The following is an 11,988-nucleotide window of genomic DNA, read 5'->3' as shown; positions in this document are numbered from 1 at the left end:
GCTCTATGTACTTAGTCAAGAGGTAATTCTTCGGGTTCACCGGCTTTGATCCGGGCATTTTCGTCCTCGACCATCCGATTGATTTCTTTAATCACGTCGAAGAAAACGACCAGTTTGTCGAGCGGAATTTTCTCCCGGATCATGTTATTAAACTGAATGACGCCTTCACGGGCCATCTCGCGTTTCGCTTTGCCTTCTTCTGTCAGGTAGATTCTGACGAACCGTTTGTCGTTACCATCGACTTCGCGCCGGATCAACTCCCGCTCTTCGAGGCTCTTCAGCATTCTGACCAGCGAACGTGGTTCCATGCCCAGAAGCGGACCAATCTTGGTGGCAGGGGTGCCTTCCTCCAGGTCAATATTCAGTAACACGTAGCCAATCGCCATCGTAATGTCGAAGCGGCCTGCATAGGCATTGTACATCCGTGAAATGGCATGCCAACCCCATTTTATATGAAAATCAACGGTTTTTTCTTTTTTCATGGTAGGTGTCGTCCTGTCCAACTTCAAGACGTAAATCTACCATTTTTTTTGAAAAACAGTATGCATGCATAACGTTTGAACCGGGATTTAACTGATTTTAGGATTAACCTGATTTTGTATGTCGTTTCTATAATTAGCAAAATCAGGTTAATCCTAAAATCAGTTAAATCCCGGTTCGGAAACGAGTTTATCGATCAGCCGATTAAACTCATCTACGTATTGATCATAGTATTTGCCCGTGCCGGGGCCGGAGAAACCCGTGTGAATGTGGCGTACCTGTCCTTTTTTATCAAGAACAATCGTCGTTGGAAAAGCGACAATGGCATTCAGGTCAGGTAATGCTTTAGAAGCCTGGGCTTTATCGTTCGTGCCTGCCAGCACGACAGGATAATCTATGTTGAACCGTTGCTTCATGCGCTCAATCTTCGGTCCGGACTCAGTCATTTCGGCCGATCGTTCAAAGGCCAGCCCCAAAATTTCAACGCCCCGCTGCTTATTGCGCTTATACCAGGGGCTCAGAAAATTGGTTTCGTCCATACAGTTAGGGCACCATGAGCCAAGAATCTGCACGATCGTCACTTTGTTTTTAAAACGCGGATCGGCTAACGAGACGATTTTGCCATTTGGTTCAGGAAAGGAAGCGTTGAGCGTTTTGGCGCCTGGCTTCAGGTAGGTTAACGTAGCCGCATCAGGAAGTTTGGCACTGGGATCGAACCTGGCTACCCAGGATTCGTAGCCCGAAACACCCGCCCATTGGCCACCGGTGAGGGTTTTCGTTGCTGGGTCGTGTTTCGCTTTGAATAAATAAACATGCGACCCATCGAAGCAGGAAAGGAACAAACTATCACCCACAACATTGCCATCCAGATATCGGTAGTCGCCGGTGGGTGTCAGGAATGTACCGGTTAAATGACTCCCTTTCTGGTCGAATACGCCTACGGCATTCACCGTATCGACCTTGCCTGTTTTACTGCCGAAATTAGTTGCCCACGTACCGGTCAGGTTAGTTGCTGCCGAGCCTGTTTTTTCGTCGGGCACAAACCGATAATTCACGCCATATTGCGCTTCGAAAGGCAACGTCTGGTATTGTTGTGCTGCGCGACGGCGACGCCAGACGCCCCGCAACGTATTACTGTCTATCTTTGCCATTAATTCTGAATCAAACAGCGCCATCGGTATACGGAGCGAGTCGCCCTGCACGGTAGCGGGGTCCATGGGTAGCCGTTCCTTGCCATTGAGTGCGAAGACGGTATACGTTTTGGCGTCGCCGGGTGCGGGCTGAATATCGAGACCAAAGGGCAACTCGCCCCCGCGTGTTTTCAGAACTGCCCGATACGTACCGGTTTTGACCGTTGGCGATGATTGACCGGAGCAGGCTGTAACTGCAAGGAAAATGATATAAGTAATTACTTTTTTCATGAAAAACAATTATTGATGTTTAAATAGCTTGCGAATAGACTCGAATAACTTGAGGTTTGTAAGACGAAAGCAAATAAATTGTTCCCCACCACCTTCACGCTTATTCATGCGGCCATTTTTTACTCTCCTTCTGTTATTACTACCAATTCCTCTGTTAGCCCAATACCAAATAAGGTCAGCTACATTGACAGATCGTACTGAAAAAACAATATCTGGATTTATTAAATACTATGATTGGGATAAGAGTCCTAAAAGTATAGAATTTGGCGAAGATTCATCAGGATCGATGAATACATTTCCCCTGCGAAATATACGAAAGCTATCTCTTAAGGATGGCCCATTATATGAGAGCTTATACTTGAAAGTGCCTTATTACTCTACAGATCCTGTGTTGCCAGGAAGTAATATCATCGATCATACGGATTCAACGTATCGTCTGGCCGAGTTATTACTTGATAGTGAGCCGGTGAAATTTTACCGCTTTTTTGATAATGATAACCATCTCCGATTTCTCATTAGCAAGTATGATTCCCTGATTTTATTAGATGATATTCAGGTTCAACTTATTAAAAGTGGAACTGTATTTAAATTTGAAAGCCACGTTTATCGTAAAAAGCTACGTACTGCCTTATACGAATGTCCTACCCTGAATACAGATAATACTCAGTATACGGAGGTTAGTTTAATCAATCTTTTGAAAGACTACTTATCGTTTTGTCGAATTGATTCCAAAATATATTTAGAACAAAAGGAACTTGGTAAAGCTACGGTTGGCATAGGGCCATATGCTTCTTATTGGAATAGTGCATACGCTCAACATTTAGTTTATGGATTAAATATGCAGATATTGCTCCCTCGGCGGCTTCACAACGTTTTCATCATGATTAATGCTGGTAAAGCAAGTCAAGAAACAGTTTTAGGCGCTAGATCTGCTATAATCGTAGGCATATATGGTGGTCAATATTTTGGTCGACGGGCTATTCAGGGAAAGATATACACAGGTCTGTCAACTTTGTTTGGCGCATTTGATACAGGAGTTGGGTTAAGCTATCGAAAAATGATTTCAGCGGAGCTTCGATATCCAGTTTTTTCGGGTCTTTTTAGCGGCTTCCGTGAACAAGGCAGCTTATATATTCAGCCATTGATTAATCTCAGTGCAACAATACCTATCGGCCGCCCAGCCTCCCGATAAACACGTAGGAAGAAGCACAAGTGCTCAACCAATCTTAATGCTGAATGAGCAATTACCACGAACCAGTTTTATTACAAGCCTGCATCGACGGGCTGAATTTGCAACCCGGCGGCACCTACGTTGACATTACGTTCGGTGGGGGCGGACATAGCCGCGAAATCCTGAATCAGCTGGAGGGCGGGAAATTGTTCGGCTTTGATCAGGATGCTGATGCCCGCGTGAATGCGCAGGCCATTGGCGATCCAAGACTGACGTTCGTAGCATCGAACTTCCGCAACATAAAGCGCTACCTGCGTCTGTATAAAGCGGATCAGGTAGATGGAATTCTAGCCGATCTGGGGATTTCATCCCATCAGATTGATACACCCGAACGGGGGTTCTCGACCCGATTTGATGCCGATCTCGATATGCGCATGAATCAGCACGCTGACAAAACCGCTAAACAGGTACTCAACAGCTACCCTGAAAATGAATTACACCGGATTTTGGGGATGTATGGTGAGGTGACCAACGCTCGTACGGCGGCTGGTGCCATCGTGTCGGCCCGCTCGAACCGCCCGCTCAATACAGTGAACGATCTGAAAAATGCGCTTCAGCGGTTTGCTCCACGTGGTAAAGAAAACAAGTATTTCGCGCAGGTGTTTCAGGCGCTACGTATCGAAGTCAACGAAGAATTGCAGGCGTTGGAAGAATTTCTGGAACAAGTGCCCGACATACTAAAACCGGGTGGTCGGCTGGTCGTTATGTCTTATCACTCGCTCGAAGACCGATTGGTGAAAAACTTCATTAACAAGGGTAAGTTTCAGGGTGAAGTTGAGAAAGATTTATTCGGCAACGAAATCAAGCCGTTGCATTCGATAACGCGCAAACCCATTGAGGCCACGCCCGACGAAATCGCCCGTAATCCCCGCGCCCGAAGTGCGAAACTCAGGATTGCGGAGAAAATTTGAGCCTATTCAAACGCAATCCGGCTTACTGGTTCGGGTTGCAACACAACTCGCTCTTGTCTGGACGTATTTGGTCATAGAATCGGGAATTCATATCGTAGGAATAGCTTAATCGGGAAACACGATGAGAAAATCAGAGAGCTAGCCCAAAAGGTTAACTCATCAGATTTTCTCGAACCCGTCAACGTCGAACCGTACTGGTTTAGAAAGTGATGCTGGAGCTAAAGTAAACGGCCTATTTGAACATGTCTCTGTTGATCTGGCAGGATGAGGGAAATGAGAACTACGAATAAACGAAGCTAATAATTTAGTTTTAAGGACCATAGTATAACTATTCTCATACGAGTGGTATAAGCATTTAGTATGTCAATAGAGTATCTCCTGATTGACCACATCATTTGAAAGTGAAACTCCATAAACAGGAAAAATGAAAGTCAGACAGCACTGTGTCACCTGGCTTACTTTTTGCTTTGTACATAGGCTTATACCTGTGTTTTAAATTATACAGCAGAAACTAGATGTAACTACATTCCTGTTCGAGAAGAGACGGATAGACATTTTAGTGAATTAGAAGTTATAGCATTCTTGTCTATAACCGCTCAATGCAGATGTACATTTCCCGGGATAACTTCGATCAAAAACCGCTTTTTATTCGGCAAGGAGCCTTACACTTATGGGGGACGCCGTTGTCTAGACGAGTGGACCTATGTCGAGTTCGTGAGTTATATAGCATTAGTGATTTCTATGCTGAATTGTGCTTTCATATAGAAACGGGCCGACCCACTTGCGTATGTTCATTCACAAGGTTACAACGATTGGATCTTTATGTGGAAGAACTAAATCTGAACGAGTTGATTTCATGAGCTAGCTAAGTTGGGTTAACACATTGCCACTAATATAACTTGGCCAGAACCTATCATATGTGTTAAAGATGTACCATTCTACTTTCTACAATTGATTGACTTTAAGGCTATTTCTATGTTCTCTCACTTCAAAGAGATTATTTTTAGAACGTAATCCACGTAGCAGGCGGGTTCGCCATGACGGGCCTGTTCTGCTCCTTTGCGGACGTTAATATTTTTGACCGCTTCGATACCATGGCCATCGTTTGGGGGGCCGCTATCCTGCCCGACATTGACCATACAAAAAGTATCATCGGGTGGGCATCCCGGCCATTGTCTACATGGCTCCAAACCAAGTACGGCCATCGCACCGTCACCCATTCGATCTTTTTCTACCTCGCTGTCGTCCTCCTCATCAAGGCAGTCGATAACCTGTTTCACCTTCCCTTCACCTTACCCGTGGCCCTGGCGCTTGGCAGTCATTTGATTTTTGACATGTGCACCAAACAGGGAATACCCCTCATGTACCCCTTTAGCCGAAGGCCCTTTGTCTTGCCAGCCAATCCCAAACTCAGATTAAGCGTCAATGACTTCCGCAGTGAAGCCATTGTCTTTCTGGTATTCTGCTGTCTGAACGTATTCAGTTATCCACTGATGGCGCAGGGCTTCTGGACACGCTACAATCGCGGATTTGCTACGTATGACCACCTCGAACGCGAAACCAAACATAAGCCAGGCGATTACGCTGTAATGCTGTTGAGCATTGCCGACAACGATACAACCGTCGGCATATTAGTTGAGCAGAAACCCACCGAATTGATTCTCTGGAGAGAAAAGGAAAAGCGATTCCAGCGATTTGAAACCGACAACTACAAGCTAATGAACTTCCTGAAACGCAACCGTAGCCGTCACGAAGTCAAGACCATCAATCTATTACAGGTGAGCGCCGACAGCCTAAATACATACATGAGTAAACCAGTGGTGAAAGTCACCGCCCAGAGTGAGCAGGAATTGTATTATTTTGAAGGACCAATTATGAAAAAGGGAAACGATCTATCCGTGGACTATCCGAATGCAGCACGATTTCAGCAACTGGCCATCGACAACGCCCAAACGCAGTACGAGCTGGAAACGCTCGAATTACACTATCGAAGCGAGCAGCTACGCTATACCACCAAATTACAGGAGCTGGAACAGCATTGTCAGGCGCTAGCGCATCACACGGCCAGCGTAGCCGAAACGGACTATGAGGAGGGGAAGCGCCGGGAGAAGGTTAGGGAAATAACCGCCAGGATTGCTGGGTTTGAAAAACCCGAACCGGTGAATGTCGAACTGTACCGGGTTCAGAAAGCGATGCTGGCGCATAAGCTAAAGGAAACCGCGCACTTGAACGCGGCTTTACTCATCTGGCAGGCGAAGGGCAACGAGAACTAAGGACTAAAGGAAACTAATAAGCTAGGTTGAAGGATCTGCTATACTTATTCCCATGCAAGTTGTATAAGGAATGTGGCTGTTGCAAAAGTCTAGGCTGGATAAAAAAGTGTGATTTGACCGTTCATATTCATTCGAAAAACGGCTAAAAACTCTTTTGTAAACTAGCCAGTTAGCAGCAATACTGACTTTTGCAACAGCCACGAATCTTATGTTAAGAAACTATTCCAAGAATTAACCCCAAAATTAAGCGCGCAAAACAAAGAAAAAGCAGTACTCTGAAACGAACTATATTGACTGCTAACTGACTAATCATAAAGTGGTAGACTAGGAGCATAGTCTCCTCATAAATCGGACGTTAAATGTTTGTAACGGATACAGAACTTTCTAACCTGACTGCTGCGAAGCTACTCCGCTTAAATTATGTGCTGCTATCAGCCGCAGTTGTTCCCTTAGGGTTAACCCTAGCTGTCTTTGCGGATCGCTTTTGGCCTGGCTGTTACCCTTATTGGATGCCGATTGTGTTTCTATCCGCCGTTGGTGGCGTATTGGCAGCTATCTTCTGGCTGCTTCGGCTAACTTGGCTGTTCATTGCTAATGACCCACAGCCAGCCCCCGTTTTTCAACCGGCGTTAAAAGTGATCTATTTCCGTTTAGCAATACTGATCGGCTTCGAGGTATTTTCGTACTATATTAACTATGTTGTTCATCGATAAGATTCAGAATTTCTCTTTTTTGAGATTTTGATTAACATATAGCAAGTGGCTGTTGCAAAAGTAGAACCCCACTTATCAGAGCTTGGAGGATCGGTAACGTTTAGCCTTTTAATAGCCAAAGAATGGCTGCCTAAACTGGCTCTTTGAATCCCTTCCAGACTTTTGCAACAGCCACGTACGTTATGTTAAGGGAATATTCCAAGACCATCCACCGTATACAAGCCCTGAAAACAGGCCCAATTGCAGTTTGGAAAGGGGAGAGGAAAGTAAAACATTATATTAATGGAATATCCCTGGATTGAGATTGCTAACTACCAGAAAAGCACCTCTGAAAAGGGTTTCTAAGCAATCGTAAGGGTTGACTAGACAACTCAAAATTGATCAACAAATAGTTTTTCGTTGGCCTAAATTGAGATTTCGATGAGTGGAAACCCCGATTCGTATGAGTTTATGTCCTACGGCTACGGCATTTTCTTAGGCATGGACCACCCCAACTGTACACAAAAAAGACCGCTAACAGCAGCCCTTTTTAACTAATCACACCATTCACTACATGATAAGCAGCATAACGATTTGTGCGTGTTTTCGCTTTAAAAAGTACAATTGGGGTGATCTATGCCTAAGAAAATCCTGGGGGTTAACCCCTAATCACTTATACAGCGTCGCAGACACCTCTAAAAATGAATCAGTAGTTGAGTCTGTATGCCGATCCGGTATGAAGTATAGTTATCAAATTGGAAGAGCGTCGTATTATCGGGCTTGTTAAGTAGATAGCTTGCCGTTGGCTGAATGAGCCAAGAAAATCTGGAGCTAATCTTATAGTCTATCCCTACTCCTAGAGCTGCATTGGTTTTCAATGGATCGCTATTAGTCGTTTTGTTCTTCTCAAAAATAGCCCCTGCCGAGAAATAAGGTGATAGACGGCGTTCTGATAGCCTGTAGTTGACCAAGACAGGAAACTGAATGTATTCCGCCGTTAGTCTGGTATCTTCATTTATAGAGGTTTTTAGATGGGATATAGTCTTGTTGTAGAGTGCACCTACTGACAAGTCCCATTTCTGATTAAAGTTATAATGAGCTGTCAATCCAACTGATGAAGCTGTACTATGACCGGATGGGTTGGCCACTGATCCATCATAAACAGAACGTATTTTGTACGAATAGTTACCATAGTTGAACCAATAGCTTGGAGCAACTGAAAATTTACCCTGTGCGAGTAGAGAAGTTGTTGAGATCAAAAACAGGAGAATAGTTTTCATAAGTAGATTTAGTTTCGAGTAAAGACACTCAAATCTCCTAAAGAGTTGTGGATGAGCCAGTGTCTAAGAAAATATTTAACACAATTTAATTGTCCATCTACCCTCGAAGAATCTTGGGAAATCCAGATCGTGCGTGCCCAGCCCTGACCCTTTGAGTAGGGGCTATGCTAGAAAATCCAGTCCGGAACGGGCTAATGGGCAAATTAAGAAAAATTGGAAAGGGTCGGACGGCCGAAGCCGATAAAAACAAGATTCGCTTTTTGTCTTTGCCTTGAAAATGGCCGACTTCGAAGGCCATTAAGTCCGTTAGCTGAAGGCTACGGAAAGGTTTTTGTCGGACAAAAACACATCTTGCTATTGTAAAATGGGGTCTGATTTCGCTCAGAGATTTGTAAACTAGTTTACAAGTCATTTTGCCAATTAAAGGCTCTCTACTGATTTGCACTATTTTTATCCCCTTTCTGATAGGGCACTATAGGATTTCAGGTGGCTTCAAGGAGGCTTCCGGCAGGCTTTCTGCCTTTCTGGGTAGGCTTTCAGGAGGCTCTACTTTACATAAAGCAAATTATACAACAAGTTAGACTACTAAATCTGCCTTTGTTCTCTCTTAAAGAAATATATCAGGTATATGCTATTTCTAAAGATACTATCTGCTCTGTTTTCACTAATTATGATGCTGTTCGCATTATTCCTATTAACTTTTCCATCTTCAATTCCACAGCGTAGTACATTCAATACTATTTCAATTTATATTTTTGGATTGGCTATTGGGATAACAAGCACTCTATACTTTGTTCGTGTCTATGGAAAAATTTTCATGTTTTATCTTAAATATAAGATATTGCCCAAATCAGTAAAAATATTGCTTTCACTCACTATGCTACTTATTGGTTGTTTAATGGCATGGATTGCACTACATATTCCGCTGGAGCCTTATAGAGGTATTGTATTACTATTTTTTGGGGTAGGTATCGGAGGAATAGGAACAATTTGGATGTCGTTAATAATGACAAGCAAGGTCTAGGTTAACATATTGCCACTTATACAACAATTTTAATGCAACCTTCTAAACACAGATAGGGTCTTCGTTCTTGGATTACCTACACTGATATGAGCTTCTTTAGTCAAATGACCGTTTTCGCATTGGTGCTATCTCTATTCGGTTGTAAGGATAGAGTTGATCAGCTTCCCTCATGCGGCTGTGATGGCCAAACAGTGACTACACTAAGCCAGGAAGAAGGACAAATCGAGATTCAACAACTTGGTGGTGTTCGCTTATTTCGGATTATCAATGCGAGCAAAGCGCTTCGTCTGTCGGTCTGTGATTCAACAACGCTCAGTCAATCGACTAAGATAAATAATGCCAAAGTTCGCTTCAGTGGCCAAGTAAAGGGGGCCTGCACGAAACCAAACGAACAGCCTCTGTATTCACCAGTTCAAATTACACAGATAGCCGAATTGTAATTTTTCAAATGTTTAATCTTCCTGTCGCTCTTGAACTAAACCTAATTTAGTCACATAACATAAAATCAGTTATACAACAGGTCTAGAAATAGTTTTATAAAGAAGTGATTCTGCTAGTACTTTAAATTTGCATTATTACTATTTGCAGCTTTTTAAAGCTCGTGTCTTGCATAAGCAACGGCTGTAAAATTTTTTACAGTGAAAGTATTTTGCCTATCTTCTGAAAAAACACATTCTTCAATAATGTTAGCCCAAGGAAAGTCTGCAATTACTTCATTACCTATGACTGAAATATCTTCAAGATCATCTTCTGTAACTATTTGATCAACAAACAATTTCAAAAAAATGCTTTTCTCATCATGGCCTACATAAACTGCCCTCATATGTGGTTTAATTGCTCCTAGAAGAGCTCTTTGAACGGATAACATTAGATTTGTATAATTGAGCGCAAAGCCAGCCATTTGTAATATTTCTAGACCTGTTGTATAACTAACTTTATGTAAAGGGAACAAAACTAGAATTCAAGTAAGCCTTGTAAAATAGGATAGCTTGAAATCGTCTTATATAGGTAATAGCTTTTCGTAGCTACCATCTGCATTGAAGATAATAATTAAACTGCCCCCATTACCCCCTGAAATTCGCGAAGCTCCTCTTTCCATCTTGCGGTTAGTAATTGGCATAACATTGTCGGTCCAACGACTTTTGATTGTGGGTCGAGTGTAAACACGATCCCCGATAATTTGCTCCAAGCATTGATTTAAACGGGATTTGTCGCCTACTGCTGGTTTGACATTTCGATTAGAATCGGCCTCAAAGACTAAGATAATGTCGCCATTAAAAGAAGCGAACCGACTAGGTGGGTTATCCTTGTAGCTGTCATCGATACTCGGTAAGAGTAACCAACAGGTCTTGCCCTGTTCATTTTGATATTCTCGCAGCAGAACAATGCCTTTATCATTTTTCCAGGAGCTGTTGGATACGCATCTGTTAACGAATTCGGATAGGATTTGCCGCTTTGTTTGGTCTGTATCTAGTTTAACTTGTTTTACCTCTGTGCATGGAGGGGGATAACCCGTCTGTGCATTGGTAAAGGGAATTAACAGCCCAATATTTAGGAGGATACTGCACCCTGTTATGACCCGTTTCATACTAGTAAAGATGTTTTATAAGTGCAATTATGTTAAGTCAATGTTAAGATTAACTGACTTTTACTTCAAAATGTATTCGTGTAACTCTGAGAGTTCGCGCTGAATGTCTAACTCCCAACGTTTTTGTTCTAGGGCAACGCTACCAAATTTAGTCTCCTCATCGTATTCAACTCTTCGTTTGGCAAATTCTGCCATTACCTCGGCATTGAGCTTGTCTAAGAAATTAGGTAGCAATTTAACAGGCATCATTCTAAGTTGCCTTCGATTCAATTGAAGGTCACGACGAAGATGCCTTGTATAAATCTCGGCCAAGTCGAAAAGCGTTTGCTGATAGCGTAAACTTACTTCCACATTGGATGTAGTATCAATCCAAGAAGCTGATTTGAGGAACGAATTGAATACTTTGTAGCTAACATTACCATTGAAAAGATTGACATGTCCAGATCCAAACCCAATGGTGAACTGAGCGAAGCAAGGGTTTGATGCCAAAGGCTTTGTTTTAATAACGAAATCGGCAACAGCTAACTTTCGGGTAGGGCTCCAAGAGATATAGTTAAGATCCTCAATCTGGCTGTGAGCAATACTAGGGATTAAGCAAAGTACCAATTGATACCACTTCATATTTTCAGGTCAAAAACAATAGATCGTAACAAATTAAACTCCACCAGAAGTATTCCTTAGTGTTGTATAATCTAACGTTATGTTAACCAGCTACCGTTTTGTCACCGTTTGGACAACAATGTTTCCAAATTATACTATCTTCGACAAGTAGAACTGGCCCTAATATAGGGACAAATTACCCAACAAAATTCTGTATTAGCCAACTCCGGCATCGCCACGTGGAGCGAGTTACAGCAGACAAGCCGGTACGTATCAATAGAGCTGATGGACGCGTAAAGTATTTGTTGCCGTTAAGCCTGGCTGGGGGCTGCTTTGACTATACTCAGTACGACAATCGTTCAGTAGATGGTTTGTATCCGGTTCCTACTTAATGGCGCACTACGTTTAATCAAATGACGAAGTAGCATCATCAGAATAGCCGATCGGTCGGTATCAAGTTTGCTTACTCATTCGAAGACAGACTGTTT

The 11,988-nt window shown here is 43.0% G+C and carries 11 protein-coding genes; 5 read left to right on the top strand and 6 right to left on the bottom strand.

Going from position 1 to position 11,988, the window contains the following annotated elements:
* Window positions 1-11: 11 nt before the first annotated feature.
* Window positions 12-482, bottom strand: coding sequence for a MarR family winged helix-turn-helix transcriptional regulator (locus tag ACYVEA_RS06795; protein ID WP_461112606.1), 471 nt, complete (start codon window positions 480-482; stop codon window positions 12-14).
* Between the two features lie 159 nt (window positions 483-641).
* Window positions 642-1,901, bottom strand: coding sequence for a TlpA family protein disulfide reductase (locus ACYVEA_RS06790; RefSeq protein ID WP_461112605.1), 1,260 nt, complete (start codon window positions 1,899-1,901; stop codon window positions 642-644).
* 184 nt (window positions 1,902-2,085) lie between these two features.
* On the opposite strand from ACYVEA_RS06790, the gene ACYVEA_RS06785 reads away from it, so the two are divergent.
* The 4 genes from ACYVEA_RS06785 to ACYVEA_RS06770 all read left to right on the top strand — a co-directional run bounded on the left by ACYVEA_RS06785 (window position 2,086) and on the right by ACYVEA_RS06770 (window position 7,029).
* Window positions 2,086-3,093 carry a hypothetical protein gene (locus ACYVEA_RS06785; RefSeq protein ID WP_461112604.1) on the top strand — a complete coding sequence of 336 codons (1,008 nt, stop codon included), beginning with the start codon at window positions 2,086-2,088 and terminating at the stop codon, window positions 3,091-3,093.
* A gap of 44 nt (window positions 3,094-3,137) precedes the next feature.
* Window positions 3,138-4,043 (top strand): 16S rRNA (cytosine(1402)-N(4))-methyltransferase RsmH, encoded by a 906-nt coding sequence (rsmH, locus tag ACYVEA_RS06780; protein ID WP_461112603.1) that lies wholly within the window; start codon window positions 3,138-3,140, stop codon window positions 4,041-4,043.
* Window positions 4,044-5,056: 1,013 nt separating this feature from the next.
* Window positions 5,057-6,316, top strand: coding sequence for a metal-dependent hydrolase (locus ACYVEA_RS06775; RefSeq protein ID WP_461112965.1), 1,260 nt, complete (start codon window positions 5,057-5,059; stop codon window positions 6,314-6,316).
* A gap of 359 nt (window positions 6,317-6,675) precedes the next feature.
* On the top strand, window positions 6,676-7,029 hold the full coding sequence (locus ACYVEA_RS06770; protein WP_461112602.1) for a hypothetical protein: 354 nt from the start codon (window positions 6,676-6,678) through the stop codon (window positions 7,027-7,029).
* A gap of 674 nt (window positions 7,030-7,703) precedes the next feature.
* Here ACYVEA_RS06770 and ACYVEA_RS06765 read toward each other — a convergent pair.
* Window positions 7,704-8,288, bottom strand: a complete 585-nt coding sequence (locus ACYVEA_RS06765; protein WP_461112601.1) for an outer membrane beta-barrel protein — start codon at window positions 8,286-8,288, stop codon at window positions 7,704-7,706.
* Between the two features lie 1,215 nt (window positions 8,289-9,503).
* Between ACYVEA_RS06765 and ACYVEA_RS06760 the strand changes: the two genes are divergently transcribed.
* Window positions 9,504-9,752, top strand: coding sequence for a hypothetical protein (locus ACYVEA_RS06760; protein WP_461112600.1), 249 nt, complete (start codon window positions 9,504-9,506; stop codon window positions 9,750-9,752).
* Window positions 9,753-9,904: 152 nt separating this feature from the next.
* Here the strand turns inward: ACYVEA_RS06760 and ACYVEA_RS06755 are convergent, their stop codons facing one another.
* The 3 genes from ACYVEA_RS06755 to ACYVEA_RS06745 form a co-directional block, all read right to left on the bottom strand.
* Window positions 9,905-10,180, bottom strand: coding sequence for a hypothetical protein (locus ACYVEA_RS06755; protein ID WP_461112599.1), 276 nt, complete (start codon window positions 10,178-10,180; stop codon window positions 9,905-9,907).
* Window positions 10,181-10,312: 132 nt separating this feature from the next.
* Entirely contained in the window at window positions 10,313-10,900 is a 588-nt protein-coding gene (locus ACYVEA_RS06750; protein WP_461112598.1) for a hypothetical protein, read from the bottom strand.
* A 60-nt stretch (window positions 10,901-10,960) separates the two neighbouring features.
* Window positions 10,961-11,521, bottom strand: coding sequence for a hypothetical protein (locus tag ACYVEA_RS06745; RefSeq protein ID WP_461112597.1), 561 nt, complete (start codon window positions 11,519-11,521; stop codon window positions 10,961-10,963).
* Between the last annotated feature and the right edge of the window lie 467 nt (window positions 11,522-11,988).

It is taken from the genome of Spirosoma jeollabukense (assembly GCF_054777855.1).
Note: the sequence above shows the minus strand (reverse complement) of the source record. Positions and strands in the feature narration are given on the sequence as shown.

Bases quoted from the DNA above. Each gene is read 5' to 3' on its own strand.
- ACYVEA_RS06795 (WP_461112606.1), bottom strand. From the start codon at position 482: ATGAAAAAAGAAAAAACCGTTGATTTTCATATAAAATGGGGTTGGCAT.
- ACYVEA_RS06790 (WP_461112605.1), bottom strand. From the start codon at position 1,901: ATGAAAAAAGTAATTACTTATATCATTTTCCTTGCAGTTACAGCCTGC.
- rsmH (WP_461112603.1), top strand. From the start codon at position 3,138: ATGAGCAATTACCACGAACCAGTTTTATTACAAGCCTGCATCGACGGG.
- ACYVEA_RS06770 (WP_461112602.1), top strand. From the start codon at position 6,676: ATGTTTGTAACGGATACAGAACTTTCTAACCTGACTGCTGCGAAGCTA.
- ACYVEA_RS06765 (WP_461112601.1), bottom strand. From the start codon at position 8,288: ATGAAAACTATTCTCCTGTTTTTGATCTCAACAACTTCTCTACTCGCA.
- ACYVEA_RS06755 (WP_461112599.1), bottom strand. From the start codon at position 10,180: ATGTTATCCGTTCAAAGAGCTCTTCTAGGAGCAATTAAACCACATATG.
- ACYVEA_RS06750 (WP_461112598.1), bottom strand. From the start codon at position 10,900: ATGAAACGGGTCATAACAGGGTGCAGTATCCTCCTAAATATTGGGCTG.
- ACYVEA_RS06745 (WP_461112597.1), bottom strand. From the start codon at position 11,521: ATGAAGTGGTATCAATTGGTACTTTGCTTAATCCCTAGTATTGCTCAC.